Source organism: Moraxella haemolytica (genome assembly GCF_030177935.1).
Classification (GTDB): domain Bacteria; phylum Pseudomonadota; class Gammaproteobacteria; order Pseudomonadales; family Moraxellaceae; genus Moraxella; species Moraxella haemolytica.
This window is the reverse complement of the sequence record NZ_CP089974.1, coordinates 1,395,750-1,418,261: the sequence shown is the minus strand read 5'-3', so window position 1 is coordinate 1,418,261 and position 22,512 is coordinate 1,395,750. Positions and strand designations below refer to the sequence as shown.

The 22,512-nt window shown below is 45.8% G+C and carries 31 protein-coding genes and 1 pseudogene; 17 read left to right on the top strand and 15 right to left on the bottom strand.

The genetic code is table 11. From position 1 onward, the window contains the following. The first annotated feature begins 42 nt into the window (after positions 1 to 42). From LU276_RS06780 to LU276_RS06750, 7 genes are all read left to right on the top strand, one after another. The gene (locus LU276_RS06780; protein WP_284673106.1) at positions 43 to 492 is read left to right on the top strand and encodes a head completion/stabilization protein; all 450 of its coding nucleotides are present in this window, start codon (positions 43 to 45) and stop codon (positions 490 to 492) included. Next, positions 489 to 695, top strand: coding sequence for a tail protein X (locus LU276_RS06775; protein ID WP_284673105.1), 207 nt, complete (start codon positions 489 to 491; stop codon positions 693 to 695). The genes LU276_RS06780 and LU276_RS06775 overlap by 4 nt, the downstream gene beginning before the upstream one ends. Before the next feature lie 3 nt (positions 696 to 698). Continuing rightward, entirely contained in the window at positions 699 to 1,505 is an 807-nt protein-coding gene (locus tag LU276_RS06770; RefSeq protein ID WP_284673104.1) for an N-acetylmuramidase domain-containing protein, read from the top strand. Further along, positions 1,492 to 2,022, top strand: coding sequence for a phage tail protein (locus tag LU276_RS06765; protein WP_284673103.1), 531 nt, complete (start codon positions 1,492 to 1,494; stop codon positions 2,020 to 2,022). The genes LU276_RS06770 and LU276_RS06765 overlap by 14 nt, the downstream gene beginning before the upstream one ends. Next, positions 2,015 to 2,470 carry a phage virion morphogenesis protein gene (locus tag LU276_RS06760; protein ID WP_284673102.1) on the top strand — a complete coding sequence of 152 codons (456 nt, stop codon included), beginning with the start codon at positions 2,015 to 2,017 and terminating at the stop codon, positions 2,468 to 2,470. The genes LU276_RS06765 and LU276_RS06760 overlap by 8 nt, the downstream gene beginning before the upstream one ends. A 203-nt stretch (positions 2,471 to 2,673) precedes the next feature. Next, entirely contained in the window at positions 2,674 to 3,960 is a 1,287-nt protein-coding gene (locus LU276_RS06755) for an AAA family ATPase (protein WP_284673101.1), read from the top strand. A gap of 16 nt (positions 3,961 to 3,976) precedes the next feature. Further along, on the top strand, positions 3,977 to 4,657 hold the full coding sequence (locus LU276_RS06750; RefSeq protein WP_284673100.1) for an RloB family protein: 681 nt from the start codon (positions 3,977 to 3,979) through the stop codon (positions 4,655 to 4,657). 4 nt (positions 4,658 to 4,661) lie between these two features. Here LU276_RS06750 and LU276_RS06745 read toward each other — a convergent pair whose 3' ends face one another. Continuing rightward, on the bottom strand, positions 4,662 to 4,979 hold the full coding sequence (locus LU276_RS06745) for a D-Ala-D-Ala carboxypeptidase family metallohydrolase (RefSeq protein ID WP_284673099.1): 318 nt from the start codon (positions 4,977 to 4,979) through the stop codon (positions 4,662 to 4,664). Here LU276_RS06745 and LU276_RS06740 point away from each other — a divergent pair. Further along, complete coding sequence (locus LU276_RS06740; protein ID WP_284673098.1) at positions 4,952 to 5,119, top strand: hypothetical protein; 168 nt, start codon at positions 4,952 to 4,954, stop codon at positions 5,117 to 5,119. The genes LU276_RS06745 and LU276_RS06740 overlap by 28 nt on opposite strands. Before the next feature lie 153 nt (positions 5,120 to 5,272). Here the strand turns inward: LU276_RS06740 and LU276_RS06735 are convergent. From LU276_RS06735 to LU276_RS06695, 9 genes and pseudogenes are all read right to left on the bottom strand, one after another. Beyond that, positions 5,273 to 5,476, bottom strand: a pseudogene (locus LU276_RS06735) (TIGR02594 family protein); the annotation flags it as partial. Beyond that, complete coding sequence (locus LU276_RS06730) at positions 5,473 to 5,769, bottom strand: phage holin family protein (protein ID WP_284673097.1); 297 nt, start codon at positions 5,767 to 5,769, stop codon at positions 5,473 to 5,475. The pseudogene LU276_RS06735 and the gene LU276_RS06730, both read right to left, overlap by 4 nt. Then, on the bottom strand, positions 5,766 to 6,221 hold the full coding sequence (locus tag LU276_RS06725) for an enoyl-CoA hydratase (protein ID WP_284673096.1): 456 nt from the start codon (positions 6,219 to 6,221) through the stop codon (positions 5,766 to 5,768). The genes LU276_RS06730 and LU276_RS06725 overlap by 4 nt, the downstream gene beginning before the upstream one ends. Then, a complete protein-coding gene (locus tag LU276_RS06720) occupies positions 6,218 to 6,841 on the bottom strand; it encodes a hypothetical protein (RefSeq protein ID WP_284673095.1) in 624 nt (207 codons plus the stop codon). Before LU276_RS06720 ends, LU276_RS06725 begins: the two co-directional genes overlap by 4 nt. Continuing rightward, on the bottom strand, positions 6,841 to 9,384 hold the full coding sequence (locus tag LU276_RS06715) for a phage tail-collar fiber domain-containing protein (RefSeq protein WP_284673094.1): 2,544 nt from the start codon (positions 9,382 to 9,384) through the stop codon (positions 6,841 to 6,843). The genes LU276_RS06720 and LU276_RS06715 overlap by 1 nt, the downstream gene beginning before the upstream one ends. Next, the gene (locus LU276_RS06710; protein ID WP_284673093.1) at positions 9,381 to 9,929 is read right to left on the bottom strand and encodes a phage tail protein I; all 549 of its coding nucleotides are present in this window, start codon (positions 9,927 to 9,929) and stop codon (positions 9,381 to 9,383) included. The genes LU276_RS06715 and LU276_RS06710 overlap by 4 nt, the downstream gene beginning before the upstream one ends. Continuing rightward, positions 9,926 to 10,819 carry a baseplate assembly protein gene (locus LU276_RS06705; protein ID WP_284673092.1) on the bottom strand — a complete coding sequence of 298 codons (894 nt, stop codon included), beginning with the start codon at positions 10,817 to 10,819 and terminating at the stop codon, positions 9,926 to 9,928. Before LU276_RS06705 ends, LU276_RS06710 begins: the two co-directional genes overlap by 4 nt. Before the next feature lie 12 nt (positions 10,820 to 10,831). Further along, the gene (locus LU276_RS06700; protein WP_284673091.1) at positions 10,832 to 11,164 is read right to left on the bottom strand and encodes a GPW/gp25 family protein; all 333 of its coding nucleotides are present in this window, start codon (positions 11,162 to 11,164) and stop codon (positions 10,832 to 10,834) included. Further along, complete coding sequence (locus LU276_RS06695) at positions 11,161 to 11,802, bottom strand: phage baseplate assembly protein V (protein WP_284673090.1); 642 nt, start codon at positions 11,800 to 11,802, stop codon at positions 11,161 to 11,163. Before LU276_RS06695 ends, LU276_RS06700 begins: the two co-directional genes overlap by 4 nt. Positions 11,803 to 11,965: 163 nt before the next feature. Between LU276_RS06695 and LU276_RS06690 the strand changes: the two genes are divergently transcribed. The 4 genes from LU276_RS06690 to LU276_RS06675 are packed head-to-tail and all read left to right on the top strand — an operon-like array spanning position 11,966 to position 14,107. Beyond that, positions 11,966 to 13,132 (top strand): phage tail sheath protein, encoded by a 1,167-nt coding sequence (locus LU276_RS06690; protein ID WP_284673089.1) that lies wholly within the window; start codon positions 11,966 to 11,968, stop codon positions 13,130 to 13,132. Between the two features lie 15 nt (positions 13,133 to 13,147). Further along, positions 13,148 to 13,663, top strand: coding sequence for a phage major tail tube protein (locus LU276_RS06685; RefSeq protein WP_284673088.1), 516 nt, complete (start codon positions 13,148 to 13,150; stop codon positions 13,661 to 13,663). Positions 13,664 to 13,700: 37 nt separating this feature from the next. Next, positions 13,701 to 13,985, top strand: a complete 285-nt coding sequence (locus LU276_RS06680) for a phage tail assembly protein (protein ID WP_284673087.1) — start codon at positions 13,701 to 13,703, stop codon at positions 13,983 to 13,985. 5 nt (positions 13,986 to 13,990) lie between these two features. Beyond that, positions 13,991 to 14,107: a GpE family phage tail protein gene (locus tag LU276_RS06675; protein WP_284673086.1), complete on the top strand. Its 117-nt coding sequence runs from the start codon at positions 13,991 to 13,993 to the stop codon at positions 14,105 to 14,107. Between the two features lie 37 nt (positions 14,108 to 14,144). Here the strand turns inward: LU276_RS06675 and LU276_RS06670 are convergent, their stop codons facing one another. Then, positions 14,145 to 14,384: a hypothetical protein gene (locus LU276_RS06670; RefSeq protein ID WP_284673085.1), complete on the bottom strand. Its 240-nt coding sequence runs from the start codon at positions 14,382 to 14,384 to the stop codon at positions 14,145 to 14,147. A 59-nt stretch (positions 14,385 to 14,443) separates the two neighbouring features. Here LU276_RS06670 and LU276_RS06665 point away from each other — a divergent pair, with 59 nt between their 5' ends. From LU276_RS06665 to LU276_RS06650, 4 genes are all read left to right on the top strand, one after another. Continuing rightward, positions 14,444 to 17,332, top strand: a complete 2,889-nt coding sequence (locus tag LU276_RS06665) for a phage tail tape measure protein (RefSeq protein WP_284673084.1) — start codon at positions 14,444 to 14,446, stop codon at positions 17,330 to 17,332. A 21-nt stretch (positions 17,333 to 17,353) separates the two neighbouring features. Continuing rightward, positions 17,354 to 17,866 (top strand): phage tail protein, encoded by a 513-nt coding sequence (locus LU276_RS06660; RefSeq protein WP_284673083.1) that lies wholly within the window; start codon positions 17,354 to 17,356, stop codon positions 17,864 to 17,866. A gap of 14 nt (positions 17,867 to 17,880) precedes the next feature. Continuing rightward, positions 17,881 to 19,125, top strand: coding sequence for a contractile injection system protein, VgrG/Pvc8 family (locus LU276_RS06655; protein WP_284673082.1), 1,245 nt, complete (start codon positions 17,881 to 17,883; stop codon positions 19,123 to 19,125). Between the two features lie 64 nt (positions 19,126 to 19,189). Next, positions 19,190 to 19,456: an ogr/Delta-like zinc finger family protein gene (locus tag LU276_RS06650; RefSeq protein WP_284673081.1), complete on the top strand. Its 267-nt coding sequence runs from the start codon at positions 19,190 to 19,192 to the stop codon at positions 19,454 to 19,456. A 15-nt stretch (positions 19,457 to 19,471) separates the two neighbouring features. Here the strand turns inward: LU276_RS06650 and LU276_RS06645 are convergent, their stop codons facing one another. Then, positions 19,472 to 20,251, bottom strand: a complete 780-nt coding sequence (locus LU276_RS06645; RefSeq protein ID WP_284673080.1) for a KilA-N domain-containing protein — start codon at positions 20,249 to 20,251, stop codon at positions 19,472 to 19,474. Positions 20,252 to 20,586: 335 nt separating this feature from the next. Beyond that, a complete protein-coding gene (locus tag LU276_RS06640; protein ID WP_284673079.1) occupies positions 20,587 to 21,354 on the bottom strand; it encodes a hypothetical protein in 768 nt (255 codons plus the stop codon). Positions 21,355 to 21,730: 376 nt separating this feature from the next. On the opposite strand from LU276_RS06640, the gene LU276_RS06635 reads away from it, so the two are divergent. Further along, complete coding sequence (locus LU276_RS06635; RefSeq protein WP_277807907.1) at positions 21,731 to 21,934, top strand: hypothetical protein; 204 nt, start codon at positions 21,731 to 21,733, stop codon at positions 21,932 to 21,934. Here the strand turns inward: LU276_RS06635 and LU276_RS06630 are convergent. Then, positions 21,902 to 22,156 carry a hypothetical protein gene (locus LU276_RS06630; protein ID WP_284673078.1) on the bottom strand — a complete coding sequence of 85 codons (255 nt, stop codon included), beginning with the start codon at positions 22,154 to 22,156 and terminating at the stop codon, positions 21,902 to 21,904. The two genes, LU276_RS06635 and LU276_RS06630, sit on opposite strands and share 33 nt — an antisense overlap. A gap of 32 nt (positions 22,157 to 22,188) precedes the next feature. Continuing rightward, complete coding sequence (locus LU276_RS06625) at positions 22,189 to 22,443, bottom strand: hypothetical protein (protein ID WP_284673077.1); 255 nt, start codon at positions 22,441 to 22,443, stop codon at positions 22,189 to 22,191. Positions 22,444 to 22,512 lie beyond the last annotated feature (69 nt).

The window sequence follows — 22,512 nt, the reverse complement described above, 5'->3', positions numbered from 1 at the left end:
ATCACACCCCATCGGATTTTATTTGTATTTTTGGGAGAGTGTATGAGTTTGATTGCTGGTGGTGACTTATCCACAGCCTTGTCAGATATTAGTGGCGGGGAGTTTTTTCCGTCGATCAGCGTGGCGGATGTGCGTGATTTTGTGCGTATCGATGGCTCGGTGACTGATTTTCGCTTGCAGCAGCTCATCTTAGAAGAGGTGCTGGATGTACAAAGATTGTTGATGCCATTGGTAGGTCAGGCACAACGATTGACCGACTTATCCACAGTACGGCTCGATGGTCGCCCATCGCATGAGATTTGGTACTTTAGTGCCATTGCCAACGGCGTGGGGGCGAAAGTGTGCGAAAAATATCGCAACTACGACACGACAAACAAGGGCTATGACAAAGCCTACGAGCTGTCAGCAACCATTGATGAATATCGCCGTAATAAAATGTGGGCAATCGCCCAAATGCAGGGGCGTAATCAGACAGTGGTGGAGCTGATATGAACCGCATTATTTATAGCATACAAAACGACAGTATCGATGCCATCAGCCATCGCTACTATGGCAAATCGGTCGTTGAGCAGATATTGGCGGTCAATCCGCACCTTGCCAAAGAAGATGTCATCTTGCCCATTGGCACAAAAGTCATCTTGCCTAGTCTTATCACAACCAACCCTGTCAAACAAACCATTCAACTATGGAGCTAAAACATGAAGCTACTTAAATACGGAAACAAGGGCGAACAAGTCGAACGGCTACAAGTCAAACTGAACGAAAATGGTGCCAAACTTGCCGTTGATGGTGATTTTGGGCGTGCTACCGAAAAGGCGGTGATGGCATTTCAGCGGTCGGCTGGCTTGGCGGTAGATGGTGTGGTCGGCATCAAGACATGGCAGGCATTGTATGGCGAACCGTCCATACATCTGTTGTCTATGGCAGACTATGAGACAGCCGCCAATGAGCTTGGTGTGCCTGTCAATGTGGTGCAGGCTTTTGCAAAAGTAGAAAGTCGTGGTGCAGGATTTTTCGGTGTTGATCAGCCTGCAATTTTGTTTGAGCGTCATGTTTTTTATCGTTTGCTCAAGTCCAAATATGGCAAAAATACAGCGGATACACTTGCCCAACGCCACCCAAATATCATCAGCACCAAAACGGGTGGATATAAGGGCGGTGCGTCAGAATATGTGCGACTTAATTTTGCAAAAACCATTGATAAAGATTTGGCGTACAGTTCAGCAAGTTGGGGCATGTTTCAGGTCATGGGTGAGAATTGGCAAGTATTGGGGTATGCGTCTGTTGATGAATTTGTATCTTTGATGCGACAAGGCGAGTCGCATCATCTTGATGCTTTTGTTCGATTTTGTAAGACCAAAAAAGGCTTGCTTGATGCCCTGCAAACAGGCGACTGGGACAAAGTATTTACGCTGTATAATGGCAGGGCTTATAAGAAGCATGGCTATGACTACAAGTTCTTGCGTGAGCTACGCCGATTGGAGTTAATCAGTGAAAAAGCCTGATTTATTAAGAAGGCATCTGTTATCGAGCATATCCGCACTTGCCAAAAACCCTGACCGTCTGCTCATCTATGTAGATGAAGGGCGGATGGTGAATACGCTGGCAAATGGGCTATCGTTTGAGTATCGCTATACGCTCAACATCATCATCACAGATTTTAGTGAAGACATGGCGGTGGTGGCGGTGGCACTCTACGCATGGCTACGAGATCACCAAAGCGAGCTGATGGCGAATACAGATAAGGCAAAAGACGGCATCACATTCGTGGCAGATATTTTGGATAATCGCAAGGTTGACCTATCCATCACGCTACCACTCACCGAACGAGTCATCGTCAAAGAAGTGGACGGCAGGGTGGTCATTGATTATCCACCAGAGCCGACTTACACACGCCCAACGGTCAGTCAAAAGGTGCAGCTCATCGATGCTAAGAATGATGTGGTTTTGTGTGAATTTCCCACAGGCATGCCGGAAGAAAAATGGATGCTTGAAATGCCTTTGGTGGATATTCGTGGCTGAACTGTCTTATCTACCCGAACATCTGGGGCGTATCATTGATGGGCTGTCTGATGGGCAAATGTTAAAGCTCAAAAAGACGCTCGCCCAGAAACTCCGCAACAACCAAAAAAAGCGTATCACCGCCCAGCAGAATGTCGATGGCTCTACCTACACACCCAAAAAGCCCCAGCGTAAACGCAAGGGGCAACGAGTGCGTAAAAAGATGATGAACACCATCAAGAACGCCAAGCACATGAAGATAAAACACAGCAAAGAAGGCTTTGCCATCGGCTATGTCGGACGCATGGCACAAATCGCCCAAGTGCATCAGTACGGACTCACCGCACGCATCGGCGATAAGCGTGGCACCACCGCCGTCTATCCTGTGCGTGAGCTACTGGGTATCTCTGATGATGATAAGCAGATGATGGATGAGATGGTGCTCGAATACCTTGATGGCATCTTATGATGATGGCTTGCCTTGATGTTGGCAGAATTAATAGATAAGGTGGTAAAAATGCAAACTCTCGTTATTGGTTGCTGTAGCTGATGATAAAATTTTATAATAAAATACTTAAGTGTAGGGATTGCTAAATTTGGGTATTATGATATTATTATTGTAATTTTTGGCATAATTTGCCATATTTCCGCCTAAAAATAGGATGTAATGCTTTGATTATTCAATTCTCTGTTGAAAATTTCCGATCTATAAAAGATGAGCAAACCTTGTCGCTTGTAAAAAATAGCGCCACCGAAATGCCTGACAATTATTTCTCATCTGATGCTCCAAGCGCTCCGGAATTACTTAAAACCGCTGTAATTTACGGTGCGAATGCTTCAGGGAAGTCTAATGTGCTCAAGGCATTGCGATGCATGCAGAACATTGTTGCAAATTCCAATGACAGCAAGCCGGGCGCCTTATTGCCTTTAAATCCATTTGCCTTTGATGTAAAAATGGCAAAAGAGCCAACGAACTTTGAGTTGATTTTGGTTGTTGAATTACCAAATAAAGAAGGTGAAAAGAAACCTGTTAAAGTTATTTATGGTTTTAGCTGCGATCGCAAGATGGTTTATGAAGAATGGCTATCTGTTTATCCAAAATCACGCGAACAAGCTTGGTTTCATCGCATGTATGATGATGAGTCTGGTAGCTACAAATGGAACACGTCCAGCTTCTTTAAGGGTAATAAAAGCTATTGGCAGGAGAGTACTAGAGAAAATCAGCTTTTTTTATCTGTGGCAACTCACTTAAATAGCACCCAGTTACTACCAATTTATCAAGCAATGACTGCTAAGATGCCTATCATTATTAGCAATCGAATTGGTAGTGACTTCACCAAGGATGTCTGTAGAAATGACGACAACAAGAGAAAGTTGTTGGTTGAATTTCTTCGTCAAGCCGGCATTGATGTGTTTGATATTGATTTTCGACAGCGTCATGCGGATGAGTTGAATATCCCAGAAGATTTCCCTGATGAGCTTCGACAAATGGTTGTGGAGCGTTTCTTAGAAGATGCAGCGGTGTTCTTTATATACAAGGATAGCCTAGGAAGGCCGATAGAGTTTGAATTGGAGCAAGAGTCTGATGGTACGCAGAAATTGTTTGAGTTTGCTATGCTGTTAATGGATGTGATGGAAAAGGGAAATACAATCATCATTGATGAGCTGAATAACAGCTTGCATCCAAAACTTGTGCAACATTTGGTACGTCTATTCAATTCGAAGAATAATTCTGGTAACGGGCAGTTAATTTTTACTTCGCATGAAACTTCTGTACTGCGCCAAGATCTGCTACGTAGAGACCAAATTTGGTTTTGTGAAAAAAACAGTGATCGCGACACAGCGCTATATCCTTTGACTGACTTTAGTCCGAGAAAAGGACGGGAAGATGTTGAAGAAGCTTACCTACATGGAAGATATGGCGCCACTCCAATTATCGAAGAATTTTATAATTTATAGAAAAAAAGGGGTCATAATGGCGAGACAAAGCAGAAAAAAAGATAGAAATCTAATTCGTAGACCTCAGATACGCGAGGCATACGACAAGGTGCTAATTGTTTGCGAAGGAGAAAAAACAGAGCCTTTCTATTTTCAGGGATTGATAAAAGCCGAAAAGCTTTCTAGTGTTAATGTGCAGGTAGATCATGTAGGCAGTCGTTCTGCACCAATTCATGTTATTGATCGCGCTATCGAATTGACAATGGAAGCAAATAAGGACGCCAACCCTGAGGCTCACTACGATCGTGTTTATTGTGTTATAGATCGTGATGAGCATAGTACGTTTAATCAAGCCATTCAAAAAATCTCTACAGCTAATAAGCAAGCCAATTCTGCTCTATACTATGGAGTGGTGTCATATCCAAGCTTTGAATATTGGTACATTTGCCATTTTGAGAGAAATCGAGGTTCTATGAGTTCGGCCGTATGTGAAAGGAATGCCAATAGTCTTTGGCAAAATACTTTTCATGAGCCTTATCAAAAAAATAATTCCGAAGCTTATTCCAAGCTTCGGAGTAAACAAGCTGATGCTATCTCAAATGCAAAATTTGCTATTAAAGATGCAGATGAAACTGATCAAAAGAATCCTTCAACAAATGTGCATGAATTGGTTGAATACCTCATTGGTCTAAAGCATAGCGCTGCCAGAAGGTCTTAGTGATCTACCTAAGCCTACTCAGATAAACTGTACGACCACCACGCTTGACAGCGGTCAGGACCTGCCCACGCTGCTGCCCATTGGGGTGCTTGTAGCCTAAGTGAATCCATGAATTTGAGCTGTCTGGAAATTCTAGGATCAGCTGGTCAAATTTAATGCCACGCTCCTTTAATTCTGCCACCAGATAGCGGGCGACTTTGCGAGTGTCGCCAAAGGCTGGGGCGGTAAAGTCAATCGCAAGCCCGTAACAGTGTGCCGATGTGGTGCTGCCAACGATGGCACGGTTGAGCGTGGGTGAGCGATAGCCTGAGCTCACACGCATTGGCACGCATCGGACTTGTCATCAGTCATACCGAGCCAGAAGTCCTAGCAGCCCTTGAGAGCATTGTAGCACGCAAGGGATGCTCAAAGGCAATGGCAATCAAAACCGCTTTGGTTGAGTACGCCAAAACGCTTGACTAACCTATCTGTCCGCTATGGGTTGTTGGATTTTTTGATGAGCTTTTTTAGTTCACGAGAAGCCACATCGTGCAGCAACTCTTTGGCGATGCCAAAAAATACATTCTTCGTACTGCTTATTGCAGTCTGCTTGAAGAATTGGGCTTTATTGGTTTTTAGGTTGGGCTGATGAATCTTGCGACCAACCCAAGATAGCGACATCATGACAGCTCCTGTAATGAACGCATGATATTGCGTAGGGATGATCTGATAATCAACCGCCACTTGTAGTGCTGGGATGAGTACTAGCATGATGAACGCCCCTAAGGCTGGTAGCTTGACCGATAGATATTGAAAGACATTATCTTTAATGAAAGTCATTTTTTTGCTCCTTTGTTGAGATAATTTTTGATGACATCAGCCAGCCAATGCGTGCCAAAATAGCCGATGGCGGAGGCAATGCCGACGCTGGCGGTTTGTGGAATGCTGAACCAATCTAAAAATGACCAAATACCGATGGCAAACAGTCCGCACATGATGGATTCAAGCAGATCAACACGGCCACGCTGTGCTTTGGTGCGAAAGACCGCCATTAGTGTTGCCATGACAAAGCTCATGGCGGCGATCTTGGCGTGTAGCCAAGCCTCCGATAGATAGGTAAAAAACTCATTCACTGAATATCTCCTGTAATTAGATGATATAAATCGTCTGGGCTGTAGCGTTCGCCATTGGTTTGGTTGGTGAGAGCGTTAAAACACCATTCTGAACAAAAATATTTTTTAGGATTGTGTTTGAGTCTAAATACGAAGCTAAGCACACCCAGTAGATCGTAGCCTAGACCCTGCGTCTGTGCGTAATACGACAAAATACGCTCTAAAGGGACATTGGTGGGTAAAATATCCCACTGATCGCTTGGCAGTGCCATCGTCTTTTTACGCACACCGCCATCTCTATAGCTGGACGAATAACAATCAAAACAACCATCTTGCATATCAATGACAATCTCACAATGACTATAAGGACTGTGAGTAATCATGCGAATCATGCCATCAATCACCCATAAACCCAAATCCTGTGGGCGTTTGATGGTTTTTTTGCCCTTATAGAATGCCACACTGACCATCACACACCTCCTTGTACTGAGTTTGGCAAGTCAAATGTAATGACAATCTTGTCAAGTTCATCAATGCTGACAGCGTTTTGTGCCAAATCTGTCAATCGCTGGCGAACACCTGCAACATAGGCAGATAAGCGTTCAAATGCCAACGATTTTTCTAAAGCCTTTTGACGCAATATCTCTGGGGGTATGCCACGAGCGGCAGCAATGGTATCAAGCGTTGGCGTTGGTTTGGTATGATCAGCGTACCATTGCTTAGCTTCTATTGCTTGTATTGTCCAGGTTTGCACCTCAAAACTCGGCACCTGCTCTAGCTTGGCAACAGTGTCAATGTGGTTTTGAGCAGTGATATTAATCTGCTGTATTTTTTGAGTTTTTGCAGCGGCTAGGGTCTCGCCATCAAGCCTTGCCTGATTGGCTTGCGTGATTACCCATTGACCGTCTTTGAGTGTATGATATTTGGATGGTTGAGTTGCGATATCGTGCAGACGCCCATTACTCAGGGTCGGATTGCTCAGTTTTGTGTCGCTATGATATGCAGACTCACCACGACTCGCTAGGTCATCAGCATCGGGCTCAAAGTCGCATTGTCCGATGTTTTTGCCATCTTGATTAAAAATGTAATACATTACTTCACTCCAATGATGATGTAGTTTGCTTTTGCAGGTATCCATCCTGGTAGATTGCCATGCCCGCCTAAGTATGTTCGTGCGGTAACAACACGACCCAATGTGTAGCACTCAAACCCGTAGCTTTTTGTGAGACCAAATTCATATATATCCCATTTTGTATCGGCAGGATTGTCCTTATGTATTGACACCAGCCAATTGCACTGACGCTCACTGAACCCTGCTGGCAACGGTATGGTACCGCCGTTGTCTATAACGCCTGTCATGACAACCACTTTATTACTCACTGATTGCACAGTTGTATTGACGCTGACATTGCCAGAGCCATCAAAATTGACCGAGCCTGTTACCGCGCCAGTCAAAGAGATGGTGCGTGCGGTTCTTAGTTTGGTTGCGGTAGCGGCGTTTTCTGTTTTACCCAGCTTGGTATCGTTTAGCACTTTACCTTGTGCGGCTGATAGTGATTGATCTGTCGCAGTCGATGATAAGGTGTTGTTGATTGTGCCATCGGTACGCATCCAGTCGGACCAGGTATTGTTTCTACTGGTGCGATAGCGTTCATAGGTCTCATTACTGTAATGCTTCTTAAAAATCTGTCTGCACCAGTTAGCGTTGCTATTGCCCCCTGCAATGACAATCAGATGACCGCTTGCGGACGGGACTGGTGCATTAGACATACTGCCTGATGAATTAAAGCTATAAATACCGTCATCTGTATAAGTGTCAAGGTCTCCTGTTGCTGTCTGCACCCGAAAATCTGTGATGCCATAGCCTACAAGCGTTGTTGGTTTGCTATCAATCTCTCTCCAATTGTGGCGGTGGTCAGCAGCTGCTTTGGTGTCATCAAAAATGGTAATATTGGCTGTACCATCAAACGCCACGCCGTTAATGGTGCGTGCGGTTCTTAGTTTGGTTGCGGTAGCGGCGTTTTCTGTTTTACCCAGCTTGGTATCGTTTAGCACTTTACCTTGTGCGGCTGATAGTGATTGATCTGTCGCAGTCGATGATAAGGTGTTGTTGATTGTGCCATCGGTACGCATCCAGTCGGACCAGGTATTGTTTCTACTGGTGCGATAGCGTTCATAGGTCTCATTACTGTAATGCTTCTTAAAAATCTGTCTGCACCAGTTAGCGTTGCTATTGCCCCCTGCAATGACAATCAGATGACCGCTTGCGGACGGGACTGGTGCATTAGACATACTGCCTGATGAATTAAAGCTATAAATACCGTCATCTGTATAAGTGTCAAGGTCTCCTGTTGCTGTCTGCACCCGAAAATCTGTGATGCCATAGCCTACAAGCGTTGTTGGTTTGCTATCAATCTCTCTCCAATTGTGGCGGTGGTCAGCAGCTGCTTTGGTGTCATCAAAAATGGTAATATTGGCTGTACCATCAAACGCCACGCCGTTAATGGTGCGTGCGGTTCTTAGTTTGGTTGCGGTAGCGGCGTTTTCTGTTTTACCCAGCTTGGTATCGTTTAGCACTTTACCTTGTGCGGCTGATAGTGATTGATCTGTCGCAGTCGATGATAAGGTGTTGTTGATTGTGCCATCGGTACGCATCCAGTCGGACCAGGTATTGTTTCTACTGGTGCGATAGCGTTCATAGGTCTCATTACTGTAATGCTTCTTAAAAATCTGTCTGCACCAGTTAGCGTTGCTATTGCCCCCTGCAATGACAATCAGATGACCGCTTGCGGACGGGACTGGTGCATTAGACATACTGCCTGATGAATTAAAGCTATAAATACCGTCATCTGTATAAGTGTCAAGGTCTCCTGTTGCTGTCTGCACCCGAAAATCTGTGATGCCATAGCCTACAAGCGTTGTTGGTTTGCTATCAATCTCTCTCCAATTGTGGCGGTGGTCAGCAGCTGCTTTGGTGTCATCAAAAATGGTAATATTGGCTGTACCATCAAACGCCACGCCGTTAATGGTGCGTGCGGTTCTTAGTTTGGTTGCGGTAGCGGCGTTTTCTGTTTTACCCAGCTTGGTATCGTTTAGCACTTTACCTTGTGCGGCTGATAGCGGTTTGACCGTATCGGTGCTTGTTAGCGTATTGATGACTTCGTTGTGATTGATAAAATTATCCTGAGTCCATTTTTTGGTTGCATACACCAATGAATCATCTAGTGTAACGGTGACAACAGAAGCATTCTCTGCTGCGATGATGATGCGAATTGACATTTCACGAGTCACGCCATCATCTTGAGCAGGTTTGTAGGTTGCCGGAAATGAGCCGACAGCGATGAGCGTGCTGTCTGCATACAGCCCAATTTCTCGCACCGTATAGCCACCTGAGTCTGATGGAATAATGGCATTGATCTCAATCCAGTTGGCATTGGTTGGGTGGCGTTCGACACTATTGACGGCGATGCGATGGCGTTCATGCACCAGCTTAGTCTGCGTGGCGGTGGGTGTGATGTTTACATTGTTGCTATCGCCAACTGCCAAATGTGTGATATTGATACTTTCGTTTGAAGCGGCAGCGATGGCAAAGAGTGCTTTGCCATTGTTTGTCATGATTGTGTGATGGTTACTCATGTGCTCTCCTTTGGATAAACAATAATTTCATCGGCTGCCTGCATCACGACTGCCAGATACACATCGATGCGTGGGGTGAGTGTGATGGCAAGATTGGCAAGATGGCGACTGACTGGCTTGGCATCATTGACAAGTCTGTTAATCTCAACATAGACCGCTTCAGACAGCTCTCGTCCATAAGTGGATAGTTCTAGTGTGAATGAGCCAGCTGGTAGTGGTGGTTCTGTTTGCCACCACTCAACAAACTTTGCTTCATAACCAAAATCCGCCAAAATCCGCCGCACAGCGGCTCGTGTGCCTTTGAGCTGATGGTTGTAAAAAGATTTTTTAATCAGCTCTCGTTTTAGAGACGATTGCCAATCACTATCCCAGCTATCCACCGAGTATTGCCATGCGAGCAGTCCCAAAAATTCATCATCAACTTCATCAATGCGGTTTAGCGTATCGATATTGACATCAAGAAGGGTATTGTCTGCAAGTGTGTCAGTAATCTTATGCTCAAATTGCGTGGCGTTTGGTGGCAACAGATGATTTGGGCGTATCATTCAATACCTCCGATGGTAATGTTGATGGATTCACAATACGCCGCTTGCAATGCGTTGATGCTAATATCAGCTTTTGGTTCAATCAGCTCAATGCGTGCCACGCCATCAATGTGTAGGCAGTGATGAATGGCGGTGAGTCGTACTGAGCGGCCGATGCGGTTTTTGGCGTGCGTGTATGCTTGGGTTTTTGCGGTAGCGGTAGCAAGCACGGTGGTAGCTTCTGGGTCTTTGCCGATGTATAGTTTCGCCTCGATACGGTATCTGTGTATTTGTGCTGATTGTACGCTCACACGGTCAGCAATGGGGCGTACATTTTCGGCATTGACTGCATTGGCAACGATATTGACAAGCTCATCAGAAGCTTCACCTGTTTCGCTGTCGGTCTGTAAAATGGCAATATTAACCACAGCAGGGCTTGGGCTGGTTACTGCCACATCAGCAACACGACCATCGGCGGATAGTGCATGGTATTGATACGCAGCTTCTGGACCTGCGACAGACAGACGATCAAAGGCACGCTGAACACGAGAGCGGAACACTTCATCTGATTCATAGACGGCGGGACTGTCTTCAGTCGCTGGTGAGATCAGCAGGCGAATAACATTGAAATTAGCAGCGATGTGGTCAAGATCCGACCCTGTTGCATAAGCCAAAAGACAGGAGCGAGCGACAGTATTGATGCGATTGCGCAAGATAAGCTCACGATACGCATTTTCTTCCACAAACTTGGTTAATGGTTCGGACTCACGAGATAAAATCGCACGGATATTATCCTGCTCTTGCCCATAAAAACGAGCGATGAGAGCCTGTTTGCGACTCTCCAGAATCGTTTCATAGTTAAGCACTTCAATCATGTCTGGTTTGGCAAGCGTACTAAAATCCACACTCATATCTTATTTTCCTTAGAATCTTAGGCTGACATCTAGCACACCATCGCCACCAAGCTCGTTGAAGTGTGCGTATAGTTGTACTTCTAGTACGCCTTGGTCGATTTGACCGATACTGATGGACTCAATGATGACACGGTTTTCCCACCTTAAAATCGCACTATAAATCGCCGAATAGCACTGCAAAATCAACACATCATCAATCGGACGATCAATGAGTTCTGGCAACAGTGAGCCATATTCACGACGCATGACACGGCTACCAATGGGCGTGGTCAATATATCGCCGATGGATTGGCGAATTTGATTGATGTAGCTGATGACTTTACCGTTATCTTTGCTGATCATGGCATCGCTCCTGATGTCATCGCACCATCTCCTTGTTCACGGTGTTTGTGGTTTTGTAGGCTGATATTGCCAGCAATGACATCGCCTGTCGCTGTTACTGCACCGTTGATGGTTGCACCGCCACCGCCTGCTGTGCCACCAGCCAGACTACCAGAGATGGTCAGGTTGCCATTGATTTTTGTGTTGCCATTGATGGTTGCACCGCCAGAAGCGTTGATGGTTGCACCACCATTGGCGTTGATGGTTACGCCACCATTGGCGGTAATGACGGCTGTGCCACCATTGGGCAAAATCACATCTAGTGCGTGCGTTTTGGTGTCATAAGTGATGGTACAACCGTCTTCAAAATGCCGTGTTTTAATGTTTGGTTGGTTGCTTGGGGCAGGGTGCTTATCATGATAAATGCCTGTCAGTACAACCGCTTGCATCATCTCACCACTAGGGGCGAAGATAAGCACCTGCTCACCCACTGTGGGAGCATCCCAAGTTCTATCTGTGCCAGCTCGGGCGGTGATCCATGGTAGTGGGGCGGTAATGATGCCTGCACAATCGACAGTACAGCGTGCATCGGTGTGGTCCACACTGGCGACAGTGCCAAGTCGGATCAGATTCTCAAGTCGTCTTATGATATCGTGCATGGATTGAATTCCCCATTAAAGTTGGTTTTATATTACCAATCGTCATGAAGAGATTGGCATTTTTGGTGTTGTAGATTGCGGTTTTACAACACAAGCAGAGCGATTTTTGCTGTGCTTGTGGGTATGCTAGAGATGTTTTGATTTTGACCACCAAGGAGTCTATATGACCGATTACCACCATGGCGTCAAAGTGCTTGAGATTAACGAAGGCACACGCCCAATCAGAACCGTATCTACTGCGGTTATCGGACTGATTGGCACAGCATCAGATGCAGACGCCCAATTTTTCCCAGAAAATACTCCGGTGTTGATTACCAATATCCAGTCCGCCATTGGCAAGGCTGGAAAAGAAGGGACGCTTGCTAAGTCTCTACAAGCCATCGCCGACCAAACCAATGCGATGACAGTCGTGGTGCGTGTGCCCTATCATGAAGACGAGTCCGCTCAGACATCTGCGATTGTCGGCACGACCGAAAACGGCGTTTACACAGGCATGAAAGCGTTGTTGACCGCTGAAGCAAAATTGGGCATCAAGCCACGCATTTTAGGTGTTCCTGATTTAGATACGCCAGCGGTAGCAACGGCACTAGGTGCGATTGCCCAGCAGCTTAGAGCATTTGCTTATGTATCGGCACATGGTGCCAACACCAAAGAAGAGGCCAAAGCCTACCGAGACACGCACGGTAGTCGTGAGATGATGGTGATTTGGCCAAGCTTTCTGGCGTGGGACACCACCAAGAATACCAATGTGCCTGCTCCTGCGGTGGCTTATGCGTTGGGACTAAGAGCCAAACTTGATCAAGAGGTTGGTTGGCATAAGACCCTATCTAATGTGCCTGTCAATGGCGTAACTGGCATTTCAAAAGATGTCTATTTTCAGTTGCAATCATCAGCGACAGATGCAGGATATCTCAACGAAAACGAGGTAACCACACTGATTCAGCGAGACGGTTTTAGATTTTGGGGTTCTCGCACTTGTTCGGGCGATCCGCTATTTGCCTTTGAAAATTACACTCGCACGGCCCAAGTGCTTGCCGACACCATTACCGAAGCTCATATGTGGGCAGTGGATAAGCCACTACACCCAAGTCTTATCCGAGATATTATCGAAGGCATTAACGCCAAATTCCGTGACTTAAAAGCACAAGGCTACATCATTGACGGCTCATGCTGGTATGACCCAGAACTAAACGGCAAAGATACGCTCAAAGACGGTCATCTGCGTATTGATTATGACTATACGCCAGTGCCACCGCTGGAGAATTTGACTTTGCGTCAGCGTATCACTGACAGCTATCTGGCTGAGTTTGCCGCTCGTGTGAATGCGTAAAAAAGGAGATAAAAAATGGCATTACCCAAAAAATTAAAACTGATGAATCTTTTTAATGATGGCAACAGCTATCTTGGTCAGACGGGCGAAGTAACCTTGCCAAAACTTGGGAGAAAACTTGAAGACTGGCGTGGCGGTGGTATGAACGGCTCGGTCAAGGTGGATTTGGGTCTATCCGATGACATGACAGAATTTGAATGGAAGCTAGGCGGTATTGATAAGATTGTATTGGAACAATTCGGCTCGCCGACTGTATCTGGCGTGCCATTGCGTTTTGCAGGGTCTTATCAGCAAGACGACACAGGCGAAACCACCGCTGTGGAGATTGTGGTGCGTGGTCGCCATGAGGAGATTAACCTAGGCTCAGCCCAATCAGGCGAAGACACCGAGGTTGCCATTAAGACTATCTGGAGCTACTACAAGCTCACCATTGATGGCAAGGTCGTTATTGAGATTGATATCCCAAATATGATCGAGAAAGTCAATGGTAAAGATATGCTAGCAGCGCACCGCAAAAATATCGGTGCTTAAATTGAATTCACTTTTCACCAAAAAATAAGGATTAATCATGAATACCAAACAAATCACCCTAGCCCATGGCGTTAAACTTGGTGACAACACCATCACTGATATCACCATTACCAAGCCATTCGTCAGCCATCTAAAAGGCATCAGCCTTACCAAGCTGTTTAATTTTGAGGCTGAAGAGCTATTAAAACTTATCCCCCGTGTTACCACGCCAAGCATTCCACAGCCTGCCCTTGAACGCATGGAAATCAGCGATTTTATGGAGTTGGTCGGTGAGGTTTTGGGTTTTTTGGCGGACGAGAACACGGCTACCCCAAGCGAGTAGAAGAGGTGATTGCCAATCTGGCGGTGGTCTTTGGCTGGACGCTGTCAGATTGTGCAGACTTTACGCTTGATGAGCTGATGAGCTGGAATATTCTGGCGGTAGAGCGTCATCAGGTATCTTAAAAAACCCCGCCAATCGGCGGGGTTTTGTGGTAAGGGGTTAAAAAAACAGGGTGTAAACAATGGCAGAAATACCCAAAACTTTAAGCAGGCTAAATGTTGAGCGTTTTTTGGCACGCTTAGCACTTTGTTCAGCCCACAATTGGCGTTTTTTCCACCCATCTTGTAAGCATTTATCCGCTTTGGCAATCAGCTTTAGCGTGTCTTCCATTTGTTTTTGGCGGGCGATTTCTTCTGGGTGTAGTTGTTTTTTGAGAAGTTTGTCAAGTCTATCGGTCATCGTAAGCCCCCTAAGTTTATTTTATCTTACCATTGTTTGAGTGAAAGTCAAGGATTGTAATGAGTGTATTATTTTTAAATATCAATTTTAAAGGCAATGACCAGCTTTCATCTGCTGTGAAGAAAATCAATACATCTGCCAAAAAGCTGACAAGTCAACTCAACGATACTCAAAAGAAGCTGACACAGCTTAGTAAGTTTCAGCTTAAGAATGACACATTCATCAAGCTTAAGGCGGATTTTGAACAAAACAGCCAAGCCTTAGACAACCACCGCAAAAAAGTAGCCGCCTTGCAACAACAGCTGTCCAAAGGCGGTGGCAAGCAGTTGGCACAAGAGCTAAAAAAAGCCGAATCAGAAACCAAAAAATTAGAAAATGCTGTCAGTCAAGGTAAAAGTAAACTTTTAGCCTATCGTCAAGAGTTAAATCAAGCAGGGTATCAAGGAAAAAGTTTTGCTGATGTGCAAAAAATCATGAAACGCAATGTTAATCAGGTATCTTTAGCACTTGAAAACCAAATATCTAAACAAAAAAGGCTAGAAAAAGCCGAACAGCGGTATGACAAAGCCAAAAATCTTTCTAATGGACTAAAAAACGCATCGGCAACCACCTTTGGTTGGGCTGCTAAAACAGGTATTGCATTGGCGATACCCACCAAACTTGCCATTGATGTTGAACAATCTATGGCAGATGTCGCCAAAGTGGTTGATGGGCTGAAGATTGATGGCAAGGTTACCCAAGAATATCATCAGTTTGAAGCACAGATGACTCAGATGTCAAATCGTCTGGGTAAGCGTTTTTCTGATGTTGCTGCCATTGTTGCAGGTGGTGCTCAAGGTGGTATTGCCAAAAATGAGCTGATGCAGTTTGCTGAATCTGCCTCCAAAATTTCGGTGGCGTGGGATATGGCAGCAGGGGATGTGGGGCAATCTCTTGCGGAGCTGCGTTCTACGCTTACGCTGTCGCAGAATGATGTGGAGCATCTAGCCGACCAAATCAACTATCTAGGCAACAACTCAACCAACAACGCCGCCCATATCCTAGAAGTGGTACAAAGAGTTGGTTCGGTCGGTGCTGCTGCTGGTGTCTCTGGCGAGCTGATCGCAGCAATGGGAGCGTCATTGTCCGGCATCGACCCATCATCTGCCAGTACAGGTCTAAAAAATATCATCAAATCACTCGCCAAAGGAGATTCTGCAACCAAATCTCAAAAAAAGGCTTGGTTGGCTTTGGGGACGACTGCCGAAAAAATGGCGGTAGATATGCTCAAAGATCCAGAAAAAGCCATCAAAAAATATCTTGAGATGCTTGGCAGACTGCCTAAAGAGCAGCGTTTGGCATATGCCGGTATGATCAGTGGCGATGAAGCCTTGCCTGTGCTAGCACAGATGATGAACAATCCTACCAAATTTCAAAGTTATGCATCCGACCTAAAAGATAACAATAAAGTCGGTGGCTCGGTTGATACCGAATATGATTCTGCTGTCTCAACGACGGCTTTTAGGATTGAACAGGCTAAGGTGAAGATGCAAAACTTCGGCAAGGATTTTGGCAAGCATTTGTTGCCAATCTTGGCGGACCTTGCAGATCGTGTCTCAACCGTGATGGATAAGATAAGCGAATTGGCAAGCACTCACCCAAATATCTTTGAAGGTTTAGCAAAGGCGGCAGCGGTAGCGGTAGCACTTTTGGGGGCATTGGCACTGTTAGCAGGGACGGCAAGTTTGGTTCTTATGCCATTTTTTTCGCTGAATCTATTTTTGGCGAATTTATCTGGGGGTGCGGTAACACTAGGGACAATTTTTGCTAAATTTGCCAGTATTTTAAAGCCTTTGTCAGGGGTGCTTGGCTTTGCCAAAACCGCCATTTTTGGGGTGGGCAAGGCGTTTTTGACACTAGGCAGACTCATGCTGACCAACCCCATCATCGCCATCATGGCAGCGATTGCGGTGGCGGCTTATCTCATCTATGCCAATTGGGATAAGGTTGTAGGAGCGGTCGCTGGTGCGGTCAATGTATTTAAGAGTATTGTTAGTACGATTGACGATATCTTTACCCAAAATCCTATTTTAAATTTTATCATCCCCATCATTGGCATACCACGCATGATTATTGCCAACTGGGATAGCATCAGCACCTTTTTTAGTACGCTTTGGGGCGATATTCAGACGACCGCCAAGAGTGCTTGGAATGGCTTGGTTGATATTTTCCGTAACAATGCGATTTTAGACGCCTTCAAGTCGGCATTTCATACCGCCATGGATTTTCTATCAGGCTTGGTCGAGTCAATGCGTAACATTGGGTCGAACATCATTGATGGTCTGATTGCTGGTATTAAGGCAGGATTTGAGCGACTAAAAGGCTTATGGCAGAAAGTCAATTCATACATGCCAAACTTTTCACGAAAAAGCATGGACATTCACAGTCCAAGTCGTGTCATGCGTACAATCGGTGGTCATATCATGGACGGCATGACAGTGGGGATTGAACGCCGATTTGCGACACTCAAAAAGACCTATGGGACAGTAATGGATTATCTTGGTAGTCCAAACACCGCCAATCCTGCCATCAAAATGGTGCAAACCGTGGGTAAGTCGCTCGGCTCGGACAATGCCACTGGCGATTTGGTGCGTATGGTTGCACCAAAATTGAGCGCAAATCCTCTGGTTGGTATGGCATTAGACCATCTGCCTAAGCTCATGAGTCGCAATAACGCTCAGATGCCAAAGCCTGCTCATGTGACACCCATCAAATCTGCCAATGCAGTTACCATGGGGGCTGGCACATCATCAGCGGGCGTATCGCATACCAGCACAAGCAACATTACAATCAATATCCAAGCAACATCTGGCATGGATACTCACGCCTTAGCCAGACAGGTGCGAGATGAGCTAGAGCGGTACGAGCAAGCCAAAGCCGCCAAGCACCGTGCCAGATTAACCGATTAACCGCAATTAGGAGATGAAATTATGATGATGATTATTGGTATGTTCGTATTTTGTATCAGCACCGCTGCTTATCAACAGCTTGTCCAAAAGACCGAATGGCGACACGCATCGAACAGCCGTATCGGTACATTGCCAGCGTATCAGTTTTTGGGGCGTGGCGAAAACAATATGACGCTATCAGGCTCTATCGTCCCTGAATTTGGCAATCAAAAATCACTGATTCAATTATCCGAAATGGCAGACAAGGGCAAAGCCTACCCACTCATTTGTGGCAATGGGCGGGTGTGGGGTCAATATGTGATTGAATCCATCAGTGAGACGCACAGCATATTCTTCAAAAATGGCACGGCAAGAAAAGTGGAGTTTACCATCGAGTTAAAACAAATCAGCACACCAAAAACCTTTAAGGACAACACCCTGCGTGCGGTCGGTGGTGCAGCATTGCAGACGGCTGCCACTTATGGCGTGGATACCAGCAAGGTGATTGGTATGGCAGATGATTATGGGCTTGATATTGGTCAAAGTCAAATCTAGATAAGGAAAACAGCATGAATCCGATAGCGAACTTACGCATTGATGCACTCAAACAGCAGGGAAAAACCGTTCTACAAGTGGGGGCAGACTTTGCCACACTAGCAAGCGATCGTATGTCTGATATGCTAGAGCGTAGTTATCCACAACCGCTTTGGTCTGTATTAGTGAATGGACAAAGTATGACAGATGGCATTCATTCACGGCTCATCAGCTTGACGCTGACAGACAACAGGGGGCTTTTGGCAGATACGCTAGAAATTAGCCTATCTGATCACGACGGCACACTTGCCATTCCGCCAAAAGGGGCGTTGATTGAGCTTTATTTGGGCTGGCATACAACAGCCATGGTCTATAAAGGCTCTTTTATTGTCAATGAAATCACCCATCAAGGCACACCAGACACCCTAAGCATCCGAGCCATGTCAGCTGACCTAAAAGAGACAATCAGACAAAAAAAAGAACGCAGTTTTGCAAAAACCACGCTGGATAAAATCGTCCAAAAAATCGCACATGAACATAACTTGACCGCCAAAATCCACCCAGACCTTGCCAAAAAAGACATTTATCATCTTGACCAAAACGAATCAGACATTAGTCTTTTAACACGGCTTGCCACAGAGTTTGATGCCACCGCAATGGTCAAAGATGACATTTTACTGATGATGCCACTTGGCGTGCATGAGAGCGTATCAGGCGAGCCACTGCCTACGATGGTCATCACACGCACACTAGGCGACCGCCACAGATATACTGAGAATGCAGACAGCATATCAGGCGTACGAGCTCATTTTTATGATATCGCCAAAAAAGACAAAGTACCGGTGCTGGTCGGCACAGAAGATGACAGCGTGCATGAGATACGCTATGTGCATCGAGACAAAAAGAGTGCCACCAATGCAGCGTTGGCGGTTTATAAGCGAGCACGCCGAGACACCGCACGACTCAGCTACAAGCTGGCACACGGAGAACCCTTACTCATGCCACAGATGCCGGCGATGGTGATTGGCATTAAAGATAGTATTGATGCGATGGATTGGACGCTGACGAATGTCGTGCATCATCTAGATGATGGGGGTTATACCTGTAGCATTGAATGCGAGCGTCTGCTGGCTGAGCATGATGAAGCCAATCCACCGATTACTATCGGTCGAAAAACCAAGCCCAAAAACCCAAAATCCAAGCCCAAAAACCCAAAATCTAAACAGGGGCGAAAAGCACGAGAGCAGAAAAAACAAGCTCGCGCCAAAGCCAAAAAATAGCCATTTTTCCCCTTAGTTCTTAATCATCGGTGGTATAATTAACAAAAAAATAAGGAGCTAAATCATGTCTTGGATCTGTCCACATTGCAAACAAAAAACCATCCGCATTCGCACCAGTCGCAACGAACACATTTTGCTACGCCGCCTCTGGGTGCAGTGCCAAAACCTATCCTGTGGCTGGACAGGCACATACAACTGCGAATGCGATGGCGAGCTGTCGCCATCTGCCACCCCAGACCCTGCCATCAAATTACCGCAGGGCAGACGACCACCCACACCCAGTAATGACAGCACACCAGATATGTTCGATGAGTTGGCAGAGTGGGCTTAGGTCTGCCATTCTTTCTTATCGTTGATATGCACGCCCAATGAAAGCATAGGCTTCATCGGTGATGACTTGGCGGTCGTATTTGCCATGATGAGCCATTCGCTGTTCAGCCAAGGCATCATAAATCAGAGCTTTTGAACGATTGAGATTGGCTAGCGTTTGCCCTGCTCGGGTGATGACAGATGAGATGGCATCTAGGTCTTCACACAGACGCTCGTATTCTATCATGCCCACAGTACGCCAAAAGGCATTATTCCTAGCGTGTGTGTCGTCATGGCTACCACTTAGCGTCAGACGATGCACATACTCTACCGCCTTTGGTAAGTCATCAAGGGCAATCTCATCAATACCACCAACGCCCATATACTGATGCACCATACGATAGGCTTCATCATACCCCAAGCCTTTTTTACCGACAAGGGCAGAAATGGCTTGGCGTAGGGCGGTGCGGTCGTCGGTGGTGGTTTTGGCTAGACAAGGAATCGCCCCTGTGTTTAGAGCGTCAAACGCACGGATGACCATCAGATGAAACTTGGCAGAGATCCACATCGCATAGGCATAGACCAGCTCACGGCAGACAAATGTACCTTGTTGTTTGGTGTTGCCACCACGAATGGTGTGGTAGGCAATAGAGCCTTCTTCTTCAATGGCATGGATAAGTTCTTGGGTTTGTTGGTTCGCCATAAAGTTAGACGGCTTATGACGCTTTTCACCGCCAGATGAACGGTGTAGGTCGTTGAGTGAATACAGATTGTCCGAAGTGCGGATAGAAAAGTTGGCAATGGTAAGTGCGTTCATAAGGAACTCCTGTTTAAGTTTTTCGAAATTTGCCAAATATGGCGTTAGGGGTGTTCGAAAGCCGTAAACAGTCGGCTGGGCTTATTCGTGCGATTGCTCGCCTTATCTCGCCACCACCCCCAACATAACTTTTTCGTTCCTGAAATTCTAGGAGCGGTTTTCGATGGCGGAATTCCGCCAACGGTTATATTTTGAGCGTTGCTGGAATTCTAGCAACGAAAAAATGGGGAAATTTTGGGCAATAAAAAACCGCTAGACTGTCGGGAGCGATTTTACCGCTGTTTATTAAGGTTTCGACACCTTACCCCATATCATACCCCATTATTCGTCATTTGTCAATCCCCTAATTCAATGGTTTCGTAAAACTCTGTGATGGTATAGAGTACAGGCTTGTCATTGACTGTCTGCATCTTAACATCGACCAAATAGGCTCTATCAAAAATATTATAATCTACATCAATAATCATACGGTTTTTGATTGCTTGACTGCCAAAAGCGACCTTAACTTCTTTTTTGCTGATCAGCTCAATAATGCCCTTATCACCCTTTTTGTTATCGCCTCGAGCCTGTGAAAAGTACAAGACCACTTTATTTTGGTAGGTGGCGATGGGTTCTTTTAGGCTTTCTAGCTCACGCCGTGCATTGTTTTGAATGGCGTTGGCATCTAGGCTACTGACATTAAAGCTGTCTTTAACATCGCCATAGATATTGACGGTATGAATATTAAGCGTTGCCCCCTTGTCTTTTGCGACTGGCTCAACCAATTTTGACAAATTGTTTAGTGTGGTCGCATCTAGCGTGGCGTTGTTTGGCTTGCCCTTTAAACGCTCAAAAGCATTTTTTAGGTGTGTGGCAAATTCTATAATGCTGTTCGTGTGTTCAGCAAAGGGTAGCAAGGTTGGGGCAATGGCAACGAGTGTGGCGATGATTGAGCCTGATTTTACTTCTTTGATGTAGAGCTTAAAATCATCTGTCTTGGCGTGATGATTGTATTCTAAGGCAAAGCTTGCCATAGACTGCGTAAAATCCAGCACTTCTATTGGCTGTTGATTTTGAATATGGATGATGAGTTCTGATTGATTTTCTTGTGTGATGTGCAACATAAAAATCCTTGAAAAAAAGAATTTTTATACCGTATCACTTGTGCTTTGTCAATAAAAAAAATCCGCCCAAAATGAGTGGATTTTCCAAAATAATACTTGATTTATATCCTAGCTAGGATATAATACAAACAACAAGGCAAGGGAGTAAGCCTTGCCTTGTAGGTTAATTCGCTGACCTGTTAAGCAAAACCAGCGACAACCTGTAAGGAGAAACGAGATGAAAGTTCTGGTAAAACTTCTGATCGTTGTGGTCTTGGTAATGATTAGTACTCCAGCGTACTAATACCAAGTGCCTAAGGGTTTAACCTACGGCAGGGCGGCTGGAAACACCGCCCACCCCTTACATTACTGATTATACTACCATAAGGAGTTTGTCATGTCAAACTATGCCAACACCGAATACACCAAGCGAGCCAAAGCCAATTACAACGCCAAGGCTCTGCGTTCCACCACCGTGCAGTTTATGCCAAAAGATGCCGAAGCTCTTGCCGCATTGGATAGACTGGTGGAGCGTTACGGCTCAGTCGCCAAAGCCGTCAAAGCTGCTCTACTTGCCCACGACCAAACCCTCAATCAATAATCCTCGTCTTTCCACCACAAGACCGCCCATGCTGGCGGTTTTGTTTTTTGTTGCCGACAGCGAGCCGTGCGGTTGCCCTCGTCGTCTGCGGTTTTTTAATCTCTCGCTTTGATTGCAGGGCAAGATGGGTGCGGTGGTGGTATGGGTCGGATGGTGCAAAGCATGGCGAAATAAGGGGCTTGGCGCGGCATATACGACCTGTTTTGTGGGGGATTTCGCCATTGCGAATGATTGCGATGGCGGAAATCGGCAAATTAGGCAAAAAATGGTTCATTGTAGATGGTGTTTGGTAGTGGAATATGCCTATGATGACGGTGAAATGTGTAGTATTTTAAAAATGTCGATTTGTCCATCGTGAAGGTGAATTCTGGGCTGTCCACATATTGCAGATACACACGATCTGGGGCGGTGTCTGCAATGATGACATCGTGGTGGGCGGCATCTTTTGGCGACCAGATTTGCCCACGCTTGGGGGTTTGGGGTGGGCGGTGGTTGTGATGATTTTTCATAGTTTTTCCTTGATGATGTGAATTCGGTTTGTTTGCTGGTTTCTTAGCAGGTGTTTAATGTGGATATAT